The sequence below is a fragment of the Zoogloea oleivorans genome, assembly GCF_008107625.1.
Classification (GTDB): domain Bacteria; phylum Pseudomonadota; class Gammaproteobacteria; order Burkholderiales; family Rhodocyclaceae; genus Zoogloea; species Zoogloea oleivorans.
Genome location: NZ_SDKK01000010.1, coordinates 19086 through 40855, shown reverse-complemented (window position 1 = coordinate 40855; position 21770 = coordinate 19086). Strand labels below are relative to the sequence as shown.

Below are 21770 nucleotides of genomic sequence, written 5' to 3'. Positions count from 1 at the left end.
CGCTGTAGTGAGAACTCGGCGGCCGGGTTAGCGATCGCAACTCAGACCGTCGAGTTTGGCCTTGATGTCGTCGAAGTGGTGGCGCGAGGTGTCCAGGAGGCCAAGCGTTTCACCCAGGGTGGGGCCGATGTCCCGGAGCAGTTCGGTGCCCTTTTCACGGTACAGATCGTCGCGCTGGAACTGTTTTCCGCCGCCGGAGGCGTTGATGAACTGGGCCAGTCCGAGGGCGTCCTCGCGCAGGCGCAGGAGTACCTGATTGTCTTCCCTGTCCAGGTGGAGTTCGAGCTGTGTCAGCTGGTTCACCCGTTGCCGGTAGAGGGTGTTCAGGGCCTTGCTTTCCGTTGCGATCGCCTCCAGGGCTTTGCGTCGCTCGGTGTTTTCGGCCAGGTGTTCGCGGAGGGCGGAGATCAGTTGCCGGTTCTTCTCCCGGTCTTCCAGGGTGGCCTTGAGGGTGGCTCCGTTGGTGGCGGCTTCTTTCGCCAGGCCGGTCTGGGCCGGGTGGTCGAGCTTGACCTTGATCTCCAGGTACTGGCCATAGCCCGGCACCCACCAGTAGTCGCGCAGCAGGGCCTGGTGGTGCTGGTAGTCTTCCATGGCAGCCAGCGCCTTGCTGACGAGTTCCTGCAGGCGGGCGGTGCGCCCGTTCAGGGTGTCCCGGGATTTGAGCAGTGCAGCGGATTCCTGCTCGGCGTCGCGGATGCGCTGGTCGAGTTCCTGCAGTTTTGCCCCGAGATCCCCGATCCGGATTTCCAGGCCGGCCACCCGGGTGGCGCAGCCTTCGTGGTACTGGCGTGCGTGCTGGATGTAGTCCGACACGTCGGAATGGGTCTGGTCCATGAATTGCGACAAGCGGGTCAGTTCGTCGCTGGCTTCGGCAAGGCGGCCTTCCTGCAGATAGGTAATGAGCGCCGGCCCGAAAGTCCGTTCATCGATCACGGCTGCCCGGGCTGTTGCCGGAGTGCCCAGGCTCAGTGTCAGTGCCAGGGCGGCGAAGTGGTGTTTTAGGCGTGGTGTGTGCATTGTCTTGGTGGTCCTTGACGGCCGGGAACCACGCCACAGGGGGTCGTGGTTCCCGGTGGAGGGACTAGGGTGGGCTTCAGGCTGCGGCGCGTTTGTCCTTGAGGGCCTCTTCGAGGTCCAGCTTGCGGCGTGCGTTGGTTTCGAGCGCGCTGGTTGTCTTGTCGAGGACTTCGCCGCCCAGTTTCACCGCCAGGGCCCGGGCTTCGGCACCGTCCAGGTTCTTGCTGAAGTCATCGGCGGTGCGCGTGACGATCATGCTGGCCTGCTCGGCATAATCGTTGGCCACGGCCCGGATTCCGACCCACGCGGCAAAGTAACGGATGGTCTGTTCCTTGAAGAGATCGCTGGTGTAGAAGTCTTTGCGCATCTCTTTTTCCAGGTTGGCGACGGTCTTGATCAGGGATGTCAGATCGTTGTCGGCAAGTGCTGAGCAGGCGTCGGCCATGTTGGCCCAGAAGGCCGCCGCCAGGCGCAGGCTGACGGCGACCTGCTTGAGCGCACCGATGGCCTGGAAGAGGCTGGTGCAGGCCAGGTCTATGTTGTTGACGTCGGTGGAGATGTTCTTCATCCGCACGGCGTATTCCTGGATGCACGCCAGGGTGTCGGCTTCCATGTCCTCCTTTTGCATGATCAGTTTGAGGTAGCTGGTGCGTTCCGTGGCGTACTGTGCGGCCACCGCGTTGTAGTCGTTGGCCATGTGCTGCAGTTTTTCGGAGGCGGCACTCAGGCTTTTCTGGAGGGCATCCACCGAGGCCTTGGCGAGTTCCTGTTTCTTGCGGGCGGCTTCCAGTTCGGCGGCGGCTTTTTCTGCCCGCTGGCGGGCTGCTGCGGCATCGGTGGCGGCTTGTTTCTCTTCGGCCTTGCGGGTTTCCAGGCTGGCCTTGAACTTGGCTTTCTCTGCGTCGTCCTGGGCGGCCTTGAGCTTGGTCTCGGCCTCGCGTGTCTTCTCGGCCAGTTCGCTGGCGCGGGCTTCCTTGTCGTTCTTTTCCGTGCTGGCCTTGGTGGCGGCGGCTTCCTGGGTGGCGGCCTCGGATTCGCTCTGCTTCAGCACTTCGGTTTGTTGCTCCAGCTCTTCTTCCTTTTTTTTCAGGGCGGGATCGTTGGCGGGCTCCATGGGTTCGAGGGGCGGTGCCATGATGTTCTTGGCCACCCCGGCCAGGGCGCCGCCGGAATAGACCGCGCCAAAGGCGCCGATGCCGTCGGCGATGGGCTTCATCACGGCGCTGGTGATGGCCAGCATGAACGCCCGCTGTTCGGCGGATTCCGACTTTCTTTTGGCTTCCATGTAGAGGGATTTCAGGCGCTTCTTCTGGGTTCCGAGCTGCTTCACCAGGGTTGTTGCCCGCGCAGTCTTGGCTTCGAGATCGTTGGTCTGGGTTTCGAGCTGTTTCTTTTTCTCGGTCTCCAGGTGCTGGCGTTCGTAGGTGGAGCGGAGAATCTGGATGGCATCGTCGCCGGCCGTGTCGTAGCGCTTGGACAGCTCATGGGATTGGGCCGCCAGGGCCGCGGCTTCCTTGCCGCACATGGCCAGGAAGTCCAGGGCCTGGGCTTCCCGGTACTGGGTCAGGAAGGTGAAGGTCCAGGTGAGCTTGTTGATGATGGTGCCGCCGGTGGAGTCGATCCTGTTGAGCAGGAGATTGGTGTCGATGCCCAGCCGGAGAAAGTCGTCGTGGAGCTTGACGGTACCGGCCCGAAGGTCGCCGAAGCCGGCTACGGCGTTGTGGGCCAGGTAGATGAGATCGGCTGATTGGGACAGGCCATTGATGACGGCATCGAGGTCGATGTTTCTCAGGATTCTGGCACGCTCTTCGACCACGACCGGAGTGGCCTGGCCGGGAACCTTGAGCATGTTGTAGGGGGTGCCGTCGATGTTGATGGCGTAGTCGGTCATGGAAATGGGATCTGTCATGGCAGGTACCTTTCTGGAATGTGGAGTACGGGTGTGGGTGCGGGGGTCAGCGGGGATCCCGGATCGGCATCTTGTACGGCGTGTCTTCGTGGAAGGCTTTTTTGCCTTGCAGCATCAGGCAGTGGTTGTAGGCTGCCAGCAGGCCTTTCCGGGTCATGGGCTGGGCGGGCAGCAGGGCGTCCGGGGTGCCGTACTTAATCTGGTAGCGCGCGAAGGGCTCTCGCAGGTTCAGGCCGATGGAGATCATCAGGCTGTTGCGTACCGGGGCATTGTTGGCGAAGGCCGTGAAGTCGCTGATGGCTTTGATGGTGATATTGGGAATGTTGACGGAAGCGTGGGGAACGCCCGGTTGGTCGGCGATGTAGCGGTACCAGAAGTAGTTGGCGTGATGCTCGGTGATCGCGTCGTCGAGCATTTCCAGGTACTGGAGGTAAAGCAGGGCTTCCAGGTTCTCGCTGTTGAATTCGGCAATGAGGAAGCGGGTAAAACGCTCGAAATCGGGGGCGCCCCAGATGTATTCAAAGGGGGGGTTTGGGGTGTAGCTCATGATGGATCCTCGTGGGTGTGGGTGACGAGGTAATGCTATTGACATTGCGTAAGAGGCTCGTAAGGCCGCCGCACGCCGGTTGGCTGGGCGCGCGATACCCGAACTGGGTTCAGGGGGTGAGCCAGGTGCTGTGGAGCAGGCCGTGCGCGCCCTGGAGCTCGGCCAGCGCCCGGGCGCGCCTGCGCAGGGCGGTACCGCTCCGGCCGGCTGCGTCTTCGCAGCGGGCTTGCAGGCCGAGGATGGCGGATTCGCAGTAATAGTCCTGGTAGCGTTCCACGTCTTCGGTGACGACGCGAAGCAGGGCGGCGGCCTCATCGGTGCGCCGGAGGGTGAGCAGGGTATCGGCCAGAACCCAGCGGGCGGTGCTTGTGCCGGAGCGGTAGGCCTGCTGGAGAGTGCCGACGGCATCGAGTGCGGGTGCAATGCCCTGCAGCTTGCCCTGGTGGGCCTGGGCCCACAGGCTGAACAGCGCATTCATGCTGTGCCACAGGGGAAAACCGTGGCGGCGGGCGAGGCGTGTTGCCAGGCCGGCATGTTCGAGTACAGCCTGGTCGTCCCGGGCGGTCCAGTGCATGGCGGCGGTAAAGGTCAACATGAAGCACAGGGAGTGGGTGTTGCCAGCGCTGCGGGCCCTTTCCAGGCCTGCTTCGGCCGAGGCCCGGGCCTCGTGGTGGCGGCCGAGCAAGGCGAGGGTCCAGCAGTGGAAGGCGTGGGTCAGCACGCCGATGTCGTCGGCACCGCGGGTATGCCGCACGCGTCTGCCCAGGGCCCGGGCCAGGGCGATGCCTTCTTCCTGGGCGGCCAGAGCGTCCTTGAAGCGGCCGCGCCAGAAGAGGGAGTTGCCCAGGGCGAAGCAGGCCATCAGGCGTTGGGCCGGGCCGTCCGCCAGGTGGTTCAGGCGCTGGGCGATGAGCAGGCCCTGGTTCCGGCCCTGAGAGCCGCTACCCATGTAGAGGCCGGCAAGGGCTTCGAAGAGGGTTGTGCGTTGGGCTGGCGTGGGGGCGGGCAGGGCGGCCATCTCGTCATGGATGGCCTGGAAGAGGCCGTGGGCATGGGTTGAGCCATAGCCTTGGCACTGCATGGCGGCGTGTCCTGCGGCCAGACCGAGGGCCGGGGCTTGATCCATCAGGCTGTGCTCCGGGGTGCGGGCGATGTGCAGGGCCAGTTCGAAGTGCAGGAGGGCATCGCTGCTGCATTCCAGCGCGCTAGCGGCCTGGCCGGCCAGGCGCCAGGCTTCCAGGGCGGCATGCCACTGGTGGGCGGCCTCGTGGTGGAAGGCGCGCTCGGCGGGGTTGGCGTCCGGTTGACGGGCCAGTTCGGCCGCGACGTCGGCGTGCCGCGTTCGGCGCTGGCTGTCGAGCAGGCTGGCGTAGGCGGCATCGCGGATCAGTGCGTGGCGGAAGATGCCGATTTCCGGGTTGCCCGTGTCGAGGATGAGGCGATGAGTGGCGGCGAGGTGCAGGACTGCCGGGATGTTCTGATTCGGCAGAATGCGCGCCAGGAGGTCCACCCGGAACTCCTGTCCGATGACGGCGGCGAGCTGCAGCACCTCCCGGAAGGGCCCCAGCCGGTTTAGCTCCAGCTGGAGGAGTTCGTGGACGGAAAGCAGGGGCAGGGCGCCCTCTTCCTGTCCTGCAAGGGCCAGACGTTCGATGAACAGCGGGATGCCGCCACTCGATGCAATGATGCGTTCCCGTTGGTGCGTGCCGAGTCGTCCCTTGGTGTCGAGCTGTCGCAGCATCCGGTATGCATCCCGGGCCGGCAGGCCCTCCAGTTCGATGATCAGGGGGGCGGTGCCTGCGTATTCGATGGCTGAGTCTTTGCGTGCGGTGGTGAGGAGCATCACGGTTTGTGCTCCGAACTGGCCCGCATAGCCCGCCAGCAGGTCCCGGGTGGCCTGATCGGCCCAGTGGAGATCGTCGACGATCAGCAGGATGGGGGCGTGAGCACACATGCCGTCCAGAACGTCGAATGCCGCCTGCAGGACGTTTCGTGCATGTGTGCCTGCAGCCTCTTCGGCAGCGGGAGTTTCGAGGAGGGCGATCAGGGTGCATGCGGCTTGGGCGGCTACATCTGCGAGGTCCGTCAGGCTGAGTTCCACGCCGCGCCGGACGGAGGCAAAGGGTTCGTGCTGGTGGCTCAGATCGCAGCGCCAGGCATGGACGTGCTGGCCTTCTTCTCGCAGGGCCTGACCCAGGGCCATGGCCAGGGCGGTCTTGCCGACGCCCGCCTCACCCTGCAGCACGACCCATTGGGGATGTCCGGCCTCGGCTCGGCGCCATGCCTGACGCAGTTGCTGCAAGGGCTTGCTGCGGCCTGCCAGAGGGCGGCTGCCCCATGCGGTGAGTGCGTCGTGGCAAGGGTTTTCGAGCGGGGTGTGCCATTCCAGCAGGAGTGCATCGGCGTCTGCGCCGGAGTCCTGCCAGCGGATCAGGGGGGTGACGCCGCAGGGGCCACGTAGCGCCTGGTTGGCCAGGATCTGTCCGTGTCGTGCCTGCCGGGCCAGGCGGCGAGCCTGCTCGGGGAGTGGTCCGAGCAGGCCGCTGGTGCTGCGCACCACGGGGCCGAAGCCGATGCCGATGCAGAGGGGCGCGGTACCTGCATCGGCGCTCATGAGCTCCCGGGCCGCCAGCGCGCTGCGGAGCGCGCTGCCTTCCTGGGCTGCGGCAAAGCCAAAGCCGAGCAGAAAGCCGGTTCCGGCCGGTGCGAGCAGCCTTCCGTCCAGGCGTCGGGCGAGCGCTGCTGCCCGCTGGTGAACCTCGAGGAGGTGTTGGGCATCCTGCTCGAGGCCTTCCTGTGTAGCGTTCTCGGCGCTGCAGAGTACGTAGAGCACGGCCCCCCAGCCGGGCTCCAGTTGCGGTCCGGTGATCGTCGGGATCTTGCTGCTGCCTTGGGGCGCAGCGCCAGCCGTGGCGTCGGCGGCGTTGCTTTGCCATTGGCGCAGCTGCTGCTGGAACTCTGGTCCCGGCCGGGTGCCCAGTTCCGCGGCAAGCTGTCGCTCCAGTGTCTGCAGGGCGAGGATGGCTCCCCGCCGGTCTCCGCTGTTCATGCGCAGGCCGGCCAAGCGCATCGCTGCCGTTTCGTCCAGCGGATCGAGATCGCACAGGCGGCTGGCGGTGACGAGGGCGATGGCGTCCTGTCCTGCCGCTGCCTGGGCGGTGCACAGGTGTGCCAGCAGTTGCCGCCGTACCCGGCCCAGATGGCTCCGGGTGGTGTCCAGCCAGTCATCGAAGGCTGGGCAGCCTGGCAAGTGGATTCCCTGCAGGAACTCGTCGAGGAGGTGGGCGCTCCGGGGCGCGAACTCATTCAGCAGCCAGGCCATGGCTTCCGGTTTGCCCTGGGCCACCGCCAGGGCCCGGTGCTCGCAGAACTCATCCAGATCGATCCGGAACTCCGGCGTGGTGAATAGCCCGATGCGTTCCCGCTCACATCCCAGGGGTGTTGCCGGCAGGCCGGTTTGTACCACTCGACGGAGGTTGTTGAGGACTTGCCGCAGATTGGTCAGTGCGGCCTCCCGGGGCAGATCCGGCCACAGCAGGTCGGCCAGGGATGTGCGCTGCAGCCAGCGGTCCCGGTGCATGGCCATATAGGCCAGCAAGGCCCAGCCCTTGCGGTAGGTGATGTCTGTCGTCACGTCCTGCCCGGCGCGCTGCAACTGCGGGGGGCCGATCAGCTGAAGATGCAGGCAAAGATCATGGACTGACATGCAGGGGGCAGGACGTTGCTCGAGGGCTATCCGGGAAGAGCGGCCGGAGTATAGGGGAATCAACTTATGCCAGGGGCTTGGAGGGAGCAGCTCTGGAAAAGCTATTTAACCTTTCAGGCCGGGGCAGCGTGAAGTCTGTCCGGATAACCCGGTATACTCGGCGGGTTTGATTTGATCATTGACCTAGAAAGGAATTTTCCATGCAAGAAGACGACGACAACCAGAACCTCGTACTGGGTATCCTGTTCGGCATCATTGCGCTGGTGATCGGCCTCGTGATTGGCCTCACCACCTATGTCACCGGCCAGACCAGCAGCGCTACTGCTCCGGCTGCCGTGGCGGCCGTCGAGGAAGCACCCGAAATCGCCGAAATCGGCGAGCCGCTGGTCAAGCTGTACTTCGACTCCGGCAAGGCTGAACTGCCCGCCGCCGCCGTCGCCGAAGAGCTGCCCAAGGTCCTCGCCAAGCTGGCTGAAGAGCCCGCCAAGCTGGTGCTGCTGTCCGGCTACCACGACGAAACCGGTGGCGCTGCGGTGAATGCCGAAGTGGCCAAGTCCCGCGCCGTGGCCGTCAAGGAAGCCCTGATCGCTGCCGGCGTGCCGGCCGACAAGATCCAGATGCGCAAGCCGGCCGTCACCCTCGGCGGTGCTGCCGACGATGCCGAAGCGCGTCGCGTGGAAGTTCGCGTTCAGTAAGCTTTCACTTTACTGCGCCAGCAAAAGCCGGGTCCGCCCGGCTTTTTTCATGCCTGTGGGCCGGACTTCAGTCCGACTTGCGGGCATGTGTGCTCCTCCGGCATGAAAAATCTTTATCGGCATCGTCGATTGGTCGGGGTGGACCGATTTGCAGCAGGGCAGGGCGACTCTGCTGCAACAGATGTTCACGCAATGGACATGATGCGCTGCGGCATTTTTCGGGCCGGGGGGCGCCAGCCCTTTACCGGCAAGGGCGCTACATTTCGGGCATGCCCCTTGCACACGCTCTTCGCTTTGGCACTCCTTTTTCAGCGAGGTGGATATGGCCGATGCGTTGGCGTTGTGGAAACAGTTGCTGCAGGTCCAGGAGCCCTGGGCCGTGCGGGAATGCCGGGCGGACGAGTACAACCGCTGCATGAATGTGTGGATCGGCGTGGACGCGCCACGCGGCTGGTTTCGCCTGAGTCGGCCCAAACCGGTCGACAGCGGGCCGGAGGTGGTGTGGCGACACAGCGGCTTCGGCGGCTGGAAAGTGCAGATCCACGTCCGTCCGCCCGTCGGCTCGGAACTGCCGCGCCAGCAATGGGCCGGAGAGGCGGGCATGCCCTTCACCCGGGCCCTCGACAAGCAGATCCTGGCCCTGCTCAACGAAGGGGTGAACATGGCCGGTGTGTGCGCAATCCTCGATGTGCCGATGGCCGAGCTGTGGCGCTACCGGCATGCCATCGACAACGGCCGCCACGGCGTCGCGGAGGGCGCCGGCAAGGCGTCGCCGAATCCAGTGGTGGCCTTTCCGAAGGATGCGGGCAAACCGGCTGCCGACAGCCGCGTCCCCGAGCTGTCCGACCCGGTGTGGGCACGCCTGGTCGATGGCTCGCTGAATATCGATGTGCGCGTTCTCAGCCTGCAGTTGCTGCTCTCCCGCACGCGCTCCCAGGTGGCGGTGATCGCCGACGAAGAGGTGCGCATGATGAAGCTGCGCGACATGCATCGCTACTTCCTGAAGAACGAGCGAATGCTTTCCCATGAGCTGCAACAGCTCGTCCGGGAGGCCGCATGAGCACTCTGGCCAACCACCTGATGACGGTGGATGAGGCCGCTGCGCTGATCGCGGCCGGGCACTTTCTGATGCTTGCCGGCGACGAGGCCCTGCTGCGCCGCCTGCCGGCGGGCAACTGGATCGGCGGCACGATTCCCTATTTCATGGGCGAGCATGGCGGGCTGGCGAGCCGGGCGCTGCTCTTCGTCACTGAAATCCCGGTCACGGCAGGGGCGCCGGAAATCCGTTTCTACGACATCACCAACCTGGAGCATGTTTGCGAGGACGGGCCGGCCAACGGCTATAGCCTGATCATCATCCCCGCCTTTTCGGGTACGCATTCGCTGTACGCCCGCAAGGCCCCCAGTTTTGCCGACATGTTCATCAAGCCGGTGGTCGGCTGGATTGCCGGCAGCCACCTGGACGATTTTGGCAAGGTCGCGCCGCTGGTGGTGAACGGGCTGGAGCGGGCTTTTGACGGGGAACGGGCAGTGGTGATGCATGTGCCGCTGCCGGAGTCGGCCTTCGCCCGGATCGAGATTTTCAATACGCTGGGTCAGGGCGACGGCGATAGCCTGCGCTTTCCGGAAACCGGTTTCTCGGCCCACCGTTGCCTGGTTAATGGCGTGGATACGGACTTCGCCGCCTACCTCGAAGCGCGCCAGGCCGACGTGCGTCTGCCGCTGGTGGCCGATTACGGCGGGGCGTCGATCAACGTGTCGATCAAGGGCGTCGACAGCATCGCCGGCCGCGTGGATTTCTATGCGCCGGTGTTCGACGACGTGGAGTACCGCCTCGCCGCACCGGTGGACTTCAATCTGGCCCAGGGCGCCGAGGTGGAGGCGCTGCCCCTGTGGTCGTGCAACTGCATCCTCAACTACCTGTATTGCGGACTGGAAGGGCGTACCACCGGGGCGCTCACCGGGCCGATGACCTTTGGCGAGATCGCCTACCTGCTGCTCAACCAGACGCAGGTCTATCTGAGTATCGAGCAGGCCTGAAGGCCTGACTCAGGGCATCTGCGGAGCCGGCATGCCGAGATGGAAGCCCTGCGCGTAATCGACCCCCATGCCGCGCAGGGCCTGCAGGATGTCCTCTGACTCGACGAATTCGGCGATGGTCAGGATGCCGAGTTCCTGGCACAGGCGGGTCAGGTTGTGCACCAGGGTACGGTCCACCTTCGAGCGCACGATGTTCTTCACGAAGGCGCCATCGATCTTCACGTAGTCGAAGGTCAGTTCGCGCAGGTAGTGGAAGGAGTTGTAGCCGCTGCCGAAATCGTCGAGGGCGAACAGGAAGCCCTTCTTGCGCAGATCGCTGAGAAATTTGCGCATGTGGGTCATGTCGCCGATGGCATCCCGTTCGAGGATCTCGAAGACGATCACATTGGGGGGGATGCCCAGCTCGGTGCACAGTTGTTCGGCGTAGCCGAGGATGCCGCGGCCCTGGATTTCCTGGGCCGAAAGATTGATGAAAATCCGGAAGGGTGGTTTGTCCGCATCGAGCCGGGCGCGGGCTGCGTGCATGGCCTGGGCGATGATGGTGCGGTCGAGATCGCGGCCCAGGCCGTATTTTTCGATGGTGTCGATAAAGGTGCCGGCCGACAGGGTCCGCCCGTCGGGTTCGATGATCCGGGCCAGGGTTTCGTAGGCGAAAGGCTCGCCGGTCCGGCAGTCGAAAATGCTCTGGTAGTAGGGAATGACGCGCCCTTCCCGCAGGGATACGCGCAGTTTTTCGGCATAGTCGCGGGTCAGCCGGCTGGCATTGACCCGGTCTTTGACCGATTCGAGCGTGCCGATGGTGTCCTTGCCCAGTTCCTTGGCGCGATAGAGGCCCAGGTCGACGCCGGCCATCAGGTCGGAGATGCTGCGGGCGTCGCTCGGGTAGGTCACCACGCCAATCGATGTGGTGACGTGGAAGTACTTGTCCTCTTCGCCCTCGAAGGTCATCTGGCGCAGTTCGGTGCGCAGTTTTTCGGCGACCACCAGGGCGCCTTCCACGCCGGTCTCCACTAGGATGATGGCAAATTCGTCGCCGCCGATACGGGTCGCCAGGTCGCCGTTGCGCATGGAGGCGCGCATTCTGTCCGCGACCTGCTGCAGGACCCGGTCGCCACATGGGTGGCCGTAGGTGTCGTTGACGTCCTTGAAGTCGTCCAGGTCCAGCATGAGGATGGAGAACTGGTGGTTGTGGCGCTCGGAGCGCCCGACTTCATAGCCGAGGATTTCGTTGAAGTAGCGCCGGTTGTGCAGTCCGGTCAGGGGGTCGTGGGTCGAATAGTATTCGAGTTCCGAGAGGGTCCGGCTGAGGGCCTTGCTGGAGCCGACCACCATCACCATGACGGCCAGGATGGAGTGGATGACGCTGCTTTCCTGGGGCGTCAGACCTTCGAGGGAGGCGTAGGCAATGCCCAGCAAGCCGGCCAGGTTGGAGGCTTCGAGGTCCGGCACGGGCACCGTGATCATCCGGATGTCCTCGACGTCACTCAGGGCGCGCCCCTTGCGGTGGGCCACCTGGAACTCCTCGATGTCCAGCGGGACGTCGGCCGGCAGCGCCAGCTGGGCAATCATGTCTCGCGCCAGGCTGCTTCTGGCCGAAGCCTTCACCTCGTCCGGGTAGTCGCCCATGTAATAGATGTACAGGGACAGAATGTTCTCTTCGGCAAAGGCAATGAAGAAAACGTCGAAGGGGAAAAACTCGTGGAAACCCCGCAGCACTTCCTGCACGAAGGCTTTCCACTGGGTGACCTTTTCGTGGGACAGCACGATGGTTTCGAGAACCTGGCTCTGGCGTTCGAGCAGATCCTTTTCGATCAGGGTGCCGGCCAGCTCACTGGACGTGCGGTTGAACTCGAGCATCACGTGCTGCAAGTCACGGGAATTGCTCAGCCACTGGCGCCGGCGCTCTTCCACCAGCAGGCTGTGGGTCTGGTCGAAGCGCTCGCAGCGGGCCACGGCGCGTTGGAGGCCCGCGACGATCCCGTCCTGCGCACGGCTGTCGAGTTTCAGGTCGGCGATACGGGTGATCGATTCGCGCAGGCTGCCGAGGAGTTCGGCCTGGGTGTCGCGGGTCAGTTCAGTGATGCTCGAGGCAAAGCGGCGGGTGCGCATCTGGCTCTCGAAAAGGGCGGCGAAGCTCTCCAGGACGCGCTGACGCATGGCTTCCTGACGTTCGGACGTCACCAGGGGATTGGCCTTCATGCTCAGAAATCCGTCCGGAACCGGCCGGCGGCCGTCATCAGGTCGACGCCGCATTCCAGGTTGCGGAACCACTCCAGGAAGGCCGGGACGGCTGCTCCCCGGTAAACCGGGCCGTGCTGGGGGGCGATCATGTCGATGTCGAGCCGGGATATGGCTTCGACCCACAGGCGGGTGGCCTTGTTGGAGGCCATGTAGCGACGGTGAAAGCCCTCGATGTAGGGCAGGTGGGCGACAAAGTCGTCCACGTAGGGGTGCTCCGAGCCCTCGGGCATCATGGCCGCGCCGATATCGCCGGTGAACAGGATTCGCGAGATCGGATCGTAGACGTTGATCTGCCCCTCGGAGTGCAGGAAGTGGGCCGGCACCAGTTCCAGTTCGAAACCGGGGGCCAGCTGGCATTGCATCCCTTCATCGGGTACGCCGATGAAGCGTTCCATGGAGGTCAGTCCGTAGTGGGGCAGGAAGCGCAGCCAGATGGAGGACACATACACCGGTGCTTCGCTGATCTCCAGCCAGGTGGCGATGCCGCCGACGATGTCGGGGTCCTGGTGGGACAGCATGATCGCCAGCAGCTTGTCCGGGCCGATGTAGCGCAGCAATTCGGACAGGACCCGCGGCATCACGCCGAAACCGCCCGGGTCGAGCAGTACGCCATGCTCGCCATGGGCGATCAGGTACTGGTTGGAGCGGATGCCGTCTTCTTCGCCCGGCTCGCTTTCGTTCAGCAGGATGAACTTGTGTTTGTCTGAACTGAACAGGGGGATGTTGCGCATGCGTTTGTCCTTCGGTGATGTACTTGTCACCGTTAATGAATCCGGAACCCCCCGATCATCGCCTTCAGGTCGCCTGAGGTGTCGAGGAGCTCGTTGGCGGCCGCGGTGGCTTGGCGGGCTGCCTGCAGGTTGCCTTCGATGAGTTGGGTAATGCGTTCCATGTTGCGGGCGACGTCTTCGCTGGCCTGGGTTTGCTCGACGGTGGCGGCGGAGATGTTGCGGGACATCGTGGTCACGTCGTCGGCGGCCCGGGTCACGCCGTTGAGGCTCTCGGCGCCATCCTGCAGATGGATGATGGTGGCTTCGACTTCCTGACGGGCCGAGGCCATGGCGCTTACCGCCTGGGCGGTGATGGTCTGGATCTCGGCCACCGTGGCGGCGATGTCCCGGGTGCTCGAGGCGGTGCGTTCGGAGAGCGTCCGCACTTCGTCGGCGACGACGGCAAAGCCGCGGCCCTGCTCGCCGGCGCGGGCGGCTTCGATGGCCGCATTGAGGGCCAGCAGATTGGTCTGCCCGGCGACTTCGGTGATGACCTGGGTGATGCTGCCGATCTTGTTGATGGCACTCGACAGGGCATTGATGGTGTCGCTCGACTGGGCGACGGCATCGACGACGCGCCGGGTCATCTCGACGCTCTGGCCGATTCGCTGGTTGCCCGCCTCGATGAGTTGCTGGGCCTGTTGGGCCGCGCGGGTGGTGTCGTTGGCGCTGTGGGCGACTTCGCGCACCGAAACGCTCAATTGCTCGGTGGCCGAGGCAACGCTCTTGGCGCTGTCGTATTGCAGGGTGGATTGCGCACTGACCTGTTCGATCTGCCGGTCGAGATTGTGGCAGCGCGTATCAATGGCATTCGCTGCCGTGGCAATGTCGTCCAGCATGGCCAGCAAGTGCACCTGCATCCCGCCCAGCTGGCAGAAGAGCAGGCCGGTTTCGTCCCGGCTGGAGACGTCCACTTGGTTGGTCAGATTGCCTTCGGCGATCTGGTTGAAGAATTCCGTGACCCGTGACAGGGGGCGATTGAACTTCAACGAAAAATAGATCCCGACGGAAATGGCCGCCAGCGTGCTGAGCAGGGCTGCACCGCCGACGAACATGGCCTTGTCAGGGCTCAGGCCGCCGGCGAAGGAGGCGACCGTGATGCCCGCCGACAGCAGGGCCATCCCGCCCATGATGGCCCACAGACGCGTGCTGAAGGAGAAGCGTCCGAGCAGGCCGGGGTTGATGGACGGAAAGCGCGCCTGTTTGTCGCGCACTTGCCGGTACAGGGCTTCGGTGCTGCGCACTTCCTCGCGACCGGGTTCGGTGCGTACCGACATGAAACCGATGGCCCGGCCGTCCTTGCGCACGGGCACGACGAAGGCCTTGACCCAGTAATAATCCCCGTTCTTGCAGCGGTTCTTGACCAGTCCGTGCCACGGAAGCCCGCTCTTGATCGTGCTCCACAGGTCGGCGAAGGCCTCCTGGGGCATGTCCGGGTGGCGCACCATGTTGTGGGCGCTGCCGATCAGCTCGTCACGGCTGAAGCCGCTGATGTCCACAAAGGCATCGTTGGCGTGGGTGATGATCCCTTTCAGATCGGTCTTCGAAACCAGGTAGCGACCTGGGGGAAAGGGGACTTCGCGTTGAGTGACGGGTTGATTGATCTTCACGGCATTTCCTGCGGAAGCGGGCATGGCGATTCATTTCGGCAGGCATCCGAATCGTCATGTCCGGCGATTGGGGAAAGTGCGGAGGCAAATATCCCGGGTCTGTCCTGCTGTTGCGTGGGCAGGGCTCGGCCAGTGACGATAACAATCTTTTATGGGGGTGTATGTCAGGATTTCCTGAATCGCTCCCGGAGGGCCGGGTCAGCGGTTGGTCAGGTCATGACGAATGGCGTAGCGAATGAGGTCTGCGTTGTTGTCGATGCACAGCTTGTCCATCAGGCGCATCTTGTGGGTGCTGACGGTTTTAGGGCTCAGGTGGAGGCGGTCGGCGATGTCACCAAGGGATTGCCCCGCGGCAATGCCTTCGAGAACCTGCCGTTCCCGTTCGGAAAGGGCTGGGTGGGTGGGCGTCGAATGCTTGCCGACGTCACTGTTCATCGCGTCCTTCAGGGCCGGGTCGATGAACTTTCCTCCTCTGGCTACCCTGCGTATGCCCTCGAGCAGCACTTCCGGTTCGCTGCCCTTGGTGACATAGCCGTTTGCGCCGGCCTTCAGCGCCCGGGCCACGATCTGCCCCTCGTTGTGCATCGACAGCACGAGGATCGGAATCTCGCCTTGCTGCATGCGCAGTGTGCGAATGAGCTCGATACCGGCCAGGCCGGGCATCGCCATGTCGAGCAGGAGCAGATCGACTTGCCGGTCCTTGAGCTGCTCCGGAATATCCTCGCCCCGTGTGGCTTCCCCCACCACACAGATGTCCAGGGTGGTCGCGAAGATTTGCTTCAGGCCGCTGCGCACGATGGCGTGGTCGTCGGCAATCAGGATCCGGATCATTTCCTGTCATTCTCCTGGAGCGGCATTTGAATGGAAACAGTGGTGCCCTGGCCCGGCGTACTGTCGAGTTGCAGGGTGCCTCCCATGGCCAGAACCCGTTCCCGCATGCCGAGGAGCCCGAAGCTTTCCTGTTTGCTGGCGGTGACCGGGTTGAATCCGCACCCGTTGTCATGGATGCGCAAGTGGAGCTGGGCATCGCCATCCCACAGGGCGATATGGACTTCGCTGGCCCCGGAATGACGGGCGATATTGGTCAGGGATTCCTGGACCACCCGGAACGCAACCGTGGCCTGGGTTTCGTCCATGATGAATTCTTCGTTGCCGATCTCCAGCTGGCAGCTTATTTCCGAGCGGAGCTGCAGGTCTTCGGCGAGCCACTCGATGGCTGGCACCAGCCCCAGGTCGAGGGCTGCCGGGCGCAGATTGCTGGCGACCTGCCGCACCACGTCAATGGTGCTGTCGGCCAGTGAACGCATTTCCTCGGCGATCCGGAACAGCTCCGGGTTATTGCCGAAGCACAGGCGCAGCAGCGAGATTTCCATCTTCAGGGCGGTCAGGCGCTGGCCGAGCTCGTCATGGATTTCCCGGGCGATATGCTTGCGCTCCTCTTCGAGCAGGGTGGTCTGGTGCGACGACAGTTCGCGCAGTTGGCGGCGCGATTCGAGCAGGTCCCGCTCGACCTTTTTCTGTGGCTCGATGTTGAGCATCTGTCCGACGGAATAGGCGACCCTGCCGTTCCGGTCGAGCACCTGGGAGGCCACCATCAACGCCCACACGATCTGCCCGTCCTTGCGGACGTAGCGTTTCTCCTGATGGAACGTGGGCAGCTCTCCGCTGAGGAGGCGCGCCCGCGCCTGCACGTTCTCTTTCAGGTCGTCCGGGTGGGTGACGTCGTGGTAGCTCATGCCGAGGAGTTCCGCTTCGGAATAGCCGACGAAATTGCACATCGCCCGATTGACCTTGATGTAGTGCCCGCCCTGGTCTGCGACCGCCATGCCGACCGCTGCGGATTCGAAGGTGCTCTGGAAGAACTCCTTGCTGATCCGCATTTCCTCCTGGGTGCGCCGGAGCTTGGCAATGGCCGCCAGCGCCGCACCCAGGAGGCCAAGTCCGAGCACGGCGATTGTCAGCACAAGGGGAGACTGGAGAGTCGACAGTGCGTCCATGCTTCGGCTGCGGCACTGCCGCCATTGTGAATTTCATCGCATTTTCTGCTAATTGACGGTTGCCGCGTGTTCTTTTCGGCCTTGAGTGGCGAGTGCATCACGGCCTTGCCGCATGAAGGACTGCATCATGCGGGTACTGATTTTCCATACGGTCCCGCACCCGATGAGCGCTTCCTTCCTGTCCCGTCGTTTTCGTCATGCTGCTGTCGCACTTTTGGCCCTGTGCGCCATGGGTGCCCAGGCGGCCACGCGGGACGCCGGCCAGCTTGAAGCGCCGGAATGGAGTGACGAGCCGCCGGCCCTCGCACGCTTGCTGGAAAGCGGTTATCAGGCCGAAGTCAATCGCCAGCCCGGAATTGCCGCCGCCAGCTATTGCGCCGCCGCCCGCGATGGCAGTGTCGAAGGCCAGTACCGCCTCGGCCGCCTGTACCTGAGCGGGCAGGGCGTGGCCCGCGACAACCAGATCGGCTCGACCCTGCTGGCCATTGCCGCCCAGCGCGGCCATGAGAAGGCCCAGAGCCTGGTTGTGGCGATGGCCTCCGCCGAAAAGCTGCCCGACTGCCTCGTCACCGGCAAGGCCCCGGCCGTGCTGATGGCGGCGGCGGACAGCGGCGAAGCGGTGCCGCAGGAAGTGGTCGACCGCTTCGTCAAGGCGTTGCCCGCCGACAAGCGTCGCCATGCCCAGATGGTCCAGAAGCTGGCCCCGCGCTTCAGCATCGACCCGCGTCTGGCGCTGGCCATCGTGCGTACCGAATCCAATTTCGATGCCACCGCCCGCTCGCCGAAAAACGCCCTCGGCCTGATGCAGCTGATCCCCGATACCGCTGAACGCTTTGGCGTGCGCGATGCCCTCGATCCGGAGCAGAACATCCGCGGCGGCCTGGCTTACCTGCGCGTGCTCCTCAAGCTTTTCAACGGCGACGTGTCCCTGGCCGCTGCCGCCTACAACGCGGGTGAAGGCAATGTGGCCCGCTACAAGGGCGTCCCGCCCTTCGCTGAAACCCAGGAATACGTGCGCCGGGTGATGGCCTTCTACCGGGCGCCGCGCCACGCTGAAGTGGCCCGCAGCTGAAGTGCCCGAGTCGGACTGAAGTCCGACCCACCGAGGATGCTACGGTTTTGTAGGTCGGATTTCAGTCCGACTCGAAGCATCGCAGGCCGATAGGTCTGGTCTTTCGGGCGCTATGATTTTGTGGGTCGGACTTCAGTCCGACAGCACACGTCCAGCCACCTCCTCAGGCCCTGCCGTTTCCGGTACCTTGTCTCTTTTCCCATAACAAGACACAGGACGGAGAGCATGCGCAATCACCACCAGTTTTACATCAACGGCCAGTGGGTTGAGCCCGCAGGGAATGCCCGGCTGGACGTGATCAATCCGGCTACCGAAGCCGTCGCCGGTTCCATCGCGATGGGCGGCGCTGCCGACGTGGAGCGTGCCGTGGCCGCTGCCCGCGCGGCCTTCCCGTCTTTCTCGCTGACCACGCGGGAGGAGCGTCTTGACCTGCTGGCGCGCATCGGCGCCGCCTACAAGGCGCGCTTCAAGGACATGGCCGAGGCCATTTGCGAAGAGATGGGCGCGCCCTTCAAGGCCCTCGCCAGCACAGGTCAGGTGGGTTCGGGGTTGGCCCATTTCAACATGGCGGCCACCGCGCTGAAGGATTTCACTTTCGAGACTGCTCGTGGCAGCACCCTCATCGTGCGCGAGCCGATTGGTGTTTGCGGGCTGATCACGCCATGGAACTGGCCGGCCAACCAGATGGCCTGCAAGATCGCCCCGGCGCTGGCCGCCGGCTGCACGATGGTCCTCAAGCCCAGCGAGCTGGCACCTTTCTCGGCCGTCATCCTGGCCGAAATTCTCCACGCAGCCGGTGTGCCGGCGGGGGTCTTCAACCTGGTGAACGGTGATGGCCCTGGTGTTGGCGCGCCGCTCTCCAGCCATCCGGACGTGGACATGATGTCCTTCACCGGCTCCACCCGGGCCGGCAAGCTGGTCATGCAGGCGGCCGCCGACACGGTCAAGAAAGTGGCACTGGAACTTGGCGGCAAGTCGGCCAACATCCTCCTCGACGACGCCGACTTCGCAAAGATGGTGAAGGTTGGCGTGCTGACCCTGCTGACCAACAGCGGCCAGAACTGCAACGCGCCCTCGCGCATGCTGGTGCCCGAGAACCGGCTCGACGAAGTCGAAGCGATCGCCGCCGCCACGCTGGCCCGCGTTGTCGTTGGCGACCCGCTGGCCGACGGCACCACCATGGGCCCGTTGGCCAACGCGGCCCAGTTCAGGCGGGTGCAGGAACTCATCGCCACCGGCATCGCCGAGGGCGCCAAAGTGGTGGCTGGCGGCCCCGGCCGGCCGGAAGGCATCGAGCGCGGTTTCTATACGCGCCCGACGATCTTCAGCCGCGTGACGCCGGAGATGACCATCTCCCGTGAAGAAATCTTCGGTCCGGTGCTGTCCATCCTCACCTACAAGGATGAGGACGACGCCATCCGCATCGCCAACGATACGGTGTATGGCCTGTCGGGCTACGTGTCATCGGCGGACCTGGGCCGTGCCCGGGCCGTGGCGCGGCGTTTGCGCACCGGCAATGTGCATCTCAACGGCGCGCAGCTGGATCTGGCCGGCCCCTTCGGCGGTTACAAGCAGTCCGGTCTTGGTCGCGAGTGGGGCGCCTTCGGCATCGAGGAGTTCCTCGAAGTGAAGGCGATCATCGGTTACGGCGAATAAGCGGCCGACCGCGGGCTGAGGGGGCTCGTAAAGGGCTCCCTCAGAACAGCGTGGTCAAATTGACCCAGGCGTCGGGCAGCACATTGACCAGCCGGGTCTCCAGCCACTTGTCCCCACCCGTGAGGATGGCCAGGCCGGTGAGGCCAATCAGCACGCCGAGTCCCTTTTTCACGGTTTCGACGCGCGTCAGCACCCAGCCCCTGGCCTTGGCGAAACCGCTGCGTGAGGCGTAGGCCACGGCCACCAGCGGCAGTGCTGCGCCGGTGCCGAACAGACCGAGGATCAGCGCGCCCTTGCCGGCACCGCCGTCACTGGCCACCAGTGTCAGGGCCGAGGCGAGGAGGGGGCCGGAGCAGGGGCTCCAGATCAGGCCGAGCAATCCGCCCAGCAAAAAGGCGCCGCCGAGCGAGCCGCCATCGAGCCGGCTCGACGCCGCATTGGCCGACGAGGCAATCGGCAACATCAGTTCGGTGAAGCGCCGGCTCAAGGCCGGGATCAGCATCACCGCAGCGAAAGCCACCAGCATCACCCCACCGAAAGTCCGCACACTCTGACTGTCGATGCCGAGGGCCGGGCCAAGGGCGCCGAGCAGCAGGCCGATCAGTGCAAACGACGTCGCCATGCCGATGCCCATTGCTACCGGCGCCAGCCGGTTGGCCTGCACGGCGCCGCCGACGACCAGTGGCAGAATCGGAAATACGCAGGGCGAGAGGGTTGTCAGGCTGCCGGCGACAAGGCTCAGCCCGAGATGGGACAGGGATAGCGTTTCGTTCATGGCGGCCTGCCTCAGAGGGCCGACTGCAGCGCGGCCTTGAGCTTGGCCGGATCGGTCTCGCCAGCGACGCGGGCGGTTTCCTTGTCGCCGCGATAGACGATCACCGTCGACTGGGTGTGCACCTTGAGCTTTTGCTTGAGCGCGCGTTCCTTGTCGTAATCGACGACGAGCAGCGGAAGGGCCAGGGTGGTGTCCGGCTTGAGCGCGTTGAAGACTTTCTCCTGGGCGCGGCAGGTCGGACACCAGCTGGCGTGGAAGTGGAGCGCCACCGGCTGGCCGGCCTTCTGCGCATCGGCGAGGGCGGCCGGGGTGTAGGGCTGAATTTCCAGTGCGTGGGCGGCGCCCATGCACAGCAGAAGGGCGATGCTGGTGGTGAGGCGTTGCAGGGTGTTCATGACGGGCTCCGGGGCGGGTAGGAAGAAACGCATTGATTGCGTGTATTCCTTAGACGCTGCCCGTCCCGGTTTCTTACAGTCTGCAGCGGATTTTTATCTTCTGCCCGCCAGGATGAGTACGCGGGTCTCGTTCATGTCTGTCCTTTTTCAGCGCTGGCCAATGCGGGCGGCACCGAACAGGGCCTTCTGATCCCGCGGTTGCGAGCGCCAGTACTGGGGCGGGGCATCCACCTGGGCGCCGAGTTCTGCCGCCGCATGCCAGGGCCAGCGCGGGTCGAAGAGAATGCCGCGGGCCAGCGCGACCATGTCGGCACGGCCTTCGGCGACGATGGCTTCGGCCTGGGCGGCTTCGGTCACCAGCCCGACGGCGATCACCGGCAGGTCGGTTTCGTGGCGGATGCGTTCGGCCAGCGGCACCTGGTAGTTCGGGCCCACGGGAATCTGCTGCAGCGGCGACAGGCCGCCGCTCGACACGTGGATGAAGCTGCAGGCCCGCTGCTCCAGTGCCCGCGCAAAAACGACGCTTTGCTCCAGATCCCAGCCGCCCTCGACCCAATCGGTGGCCGAGATGCGCATGCCCACCGGCATGGTGGTCGGCACCGCGGCGCGCACCGCGTCGAAGACTTCCAGCGGAAAGCGCATGCGGTTCTCCAGCGAGCCGCCGTATTCGTCCGTGCGGGTGTTGGAGAGGGGCGACAGGAACTGGTGCAGCAGGTAGCCGTGGGCGCCGTGGATTTCGATGGCGTCGAGGCCGATGCGGTGGGCGCGCCAGGCGGCACTGACGAAGGCGTCGCGCACTCGGGCGAGGCCTTCGCGGTCGAGGGCGAGCGGTGGCGCCTCATCCGGGCTGTAGCGTTCGGCCGACGGGGCAAAGGGCTGCCAGCCGCCCTGGTCGGGCGGAATCAGCTGGCCGCCTTCCCAGGGCACGTGGCTTGAGGCCTTGCGGCCGGCGTGGGCAAGCTGGATGGCGATGGGCATCGACGAATACTTGCGTACCGAGGCGAGGGTGTTGCCGAGGGCCGCTTCGGTGGCGTCCGACCACAGGCCCAGGTCGGCCGGGGAAATGCGCCCCTCGGGTTCGACGGCGGTGGCTTCGAGGATCAGCAGGCCGGCGCCGGACAGGGCCAGATGGCCGAGGTGGATCAGGTGCCAGTCGGTCGCCAGGCCGTTGTCGGCCGAGTACTGGCACATCGGGGCGATCACGATGCGGTTCCTGAGGCTTAGCTGGCCGATGGAGAAAGGCGAAAACAGTTGGCTCATGGACGGGCTCCGGGTGGTGGCGTGGCGTATCGGTCCAAGTTTAAGGATGGACGGTCGAGTTGGTAATGGGGCTGCCT

At 64.6% G+C, this 21770-nt stretch carries 17 protein-coding genes; 5 read left to right on the top strand and 12 right to left on the bottom strand.

Annotated elements, in window-relative coordinates:
* Positions 1-27: 27 nt before the first annotated feature.
* The 4 genes from ETQ85_RS11795 to ETQ85_RS11780 form a co-directional block, all read right to left on the bottom strand.
* A complete protein-coding gene (locus ETQ85_RS11795; RefSeq protein WP_148579268.1) occupies positions 28-1020 on the bottom strand; it encodes a coiled-coil domain-containing protein in 993 nt (330 codons plus the stop codon).
* Between the two features lie 76 nt (positions 1021-1096).
* A complete protein-coding gene (locus tag ETQ85_RS11790; RefSeq protein ID WP_148579267.1) occupies positions 1097-2929 on the bottom strand; it encodes a hypothetical protein in 1833 nt (610 codons plus the stop codon).
* Between the two features lie 46 nt (positions 2930-2975).
* Positions 2976-3476: a hypothetical protein gene (locus tag ETQ85_RS11785; protein ID WP_148579266.1), complete on the bottom strand. Its 501-nt coding sequence runs from the start codon at positions 3474-3476 to the stop codon at positions 2976-2978.
* A gap of 109 nt (positions 3477-3585) precedes the next feature.
* A complete protein-coding gene (locus ETQ85_RS11780; protein ID WP_148579265.1) occupies positions 3586-7182 on the bottom strand; it encodes an ATP-binding protein in 3597 nt (1198 codons plus the stop codon).
* Between the two features lie 200 nt (positions 7183-7382).
* Here ETQ85_RS11780 and ETQ85_RS11775 point away from each other — a divergent pair, with 200 nt between their 5' ends.
* From ETQ85_RS11775 to ETQ85_RS11765, 3 genes are all read left to right on the top strand, one after another.
* On the top strand, positions 7383-7877 hold the full coding sequence (locus ETQ85_RS11775; RefSeq protein WP_148579264.1) for an OmpA family protein: 495 nt from the start codon (positions 7383-7385) through the stop codon (positions 7875-7877).
* A gap of 322 nt (positions 7878-8199) precedes the next feature.
* Complete coding sequence (locus ETQ85_RS11770) at positions 8200-8937, top strand: hypothetical protein (RefSeq protein ID WP_148579263.1); 738 nt, start codon at positions 8200-8202, stop codon at positions 8935-8937.
* Complete coding sequence (locus ETQ85_RS11765) at positions 8934-9917, top strand: DUF6976 family protein (RefSeq protein WP_148579262.1); 984 nt, start codon at positions 8934-8936, stop codon at positions 9915-9917. Before ETQ85_RS11770 ends, ETQ85_RS11765 begins: the two co-directional genes overlap by 4 nt.
* 9 nt (positions 9918-9926) lie before the next feature.
* Here the strand turns inward: ETQ85_RS11765 and ETQ85_RS11760 are convergent, their stop codons facing one another.
* The 5 genes from ETQ85_RS11760 to ETQ85_RS11740 form a co-directional block, all read right to left on the bottom strand.
* Positions 9927-12116: a putative bifunctional diguanylate cyclase/phosphodiesterase gene (locus tag ETQ85_RS11760; RefSeq protein WP_148579261.1), complete on the bottom strand. Its 2190-nt coding sequence runs from the start codon at positions 12114-12116 to the stop codon at positions 9927-9929.
* A gap of 2 nt (positions 12117-12118) precedes the next feature.
* Entirely contained in the window at positions 12119-12889 is a 771-nt protein-coding gene (locus tag ETQ85_RS11755; RefSeq protein WP_148579260.1) for an oxygen-binding di-iron domain-containing protein, read from the bottom strand.
* 32 nt (positions 12890-12921) lie between these two features.
* Positions 12922-14538: a methyl-accepting chemotaxis protein gene (locus ETQ85_RS11750; protein WP_187394684.1), complete on the bottom strand. Its 1617-nt coding sequence runs from the start codon at positions 14536-14538 to the stop codon at positions 12922-12924.
* Positions 14539-14736: 198 nt separating this feature from the next.
* A complete protein-coding gene (locus ETQ85_RS11745; RefSeq protein ID WP_148579258.1) occupies positions 14737-15369 on the bottom strand; it encodes a response regulator in 633 nt (210 codons plus the stop codon).
* A complete protein-coding gene (locus ETQ85_RS11740) occupies positions 15366-16535 on the bottom strand; it encodes a sensor histidine kinase (protein ID WP_148579257.1) in 1170 nt (389 codons plus the stop codon). Before ETQ85_RS11740 ends, ETQ85_RS11745 begins: the two co-directional genes overlap by 4 nt.
* Positions 16536-16662: 127 nt before the next feature.
* Between ETQ85_RS11740 and ETQ85_RS11735 the strand changes: the two genes are divergently transcribed.
* The gene (locus ETQ85_RS11735; RefSeq protein ID WP_246128748.1) at positions 16663-17607 is read left to right on the top strand and encodes a lytic transglycosylase domain-containing protein; all 945 of its coding nucleotides are present in this window, start codon (positions 16663-16665) and stop codon (positions 17605-17607) included.
* 225 nt (positions 17608-17832) lie between these two features.
* Positions 17833-19263, top strand: coding sequence for an aldehyde dehydrogenase family protein (locus ETQ85_RS11730; protein ID WP_148579256.1), 1431 nt, complete (start codon positions 17833-17835; stop codon positions 19261-19263).
* A 40-nt stretch (positions 19264-19303) separates the two neighbouring features.
* On the opposite strand, the gene ETQ85_RS11725 is transcribed toward ETQ85_RS11730, so the two are convergent.
* From ETQ85_RS11725 to ETQ85_RS11715, 3 genes are all read right to left on the bottom strand, one after another.
* The gene (locus tag ETQ85_RS11725) at positions 19304-20038 is read right to left on the bottom strand and encodes a cytochrome c biogenesis CcdA family protein (protein ID WP_148579255.1); all 735 of its coding nucleotides are present in this window, start codon (positions 20036-20038) and stop codon (positions 19304-19306) included.
* An 11-nt stretch (positions 20039-20049) separates the two neighbouring features.
* The gene (locus ETQ85_RS11720; protein WP_148579254.1) at positions 20050-20433 is read right to left on the bottom strand and encodes a thioredoxin family protein; all 384 of its coding nucleotides are present in this window, start codon (positions 20431-20433) and stop codon (positions 20050-20052) included.
* A gap of 147 nt (positions 20434-20580) precedes the next feature.
* Positions 20581-21693 (bottom strand): NADH:flavin oxidoreductase/NADH oxidase, encoded by a 1113-nt coding sequence (locus ETQ85_RS11715; RefSeq protein ID WP_148579253.1) that lies wholly within the window; start codon positions 21691-21693, stop codon positions 20581-20583.
* Positions 21694-21770: the final 77 nt, after the last annotated feature.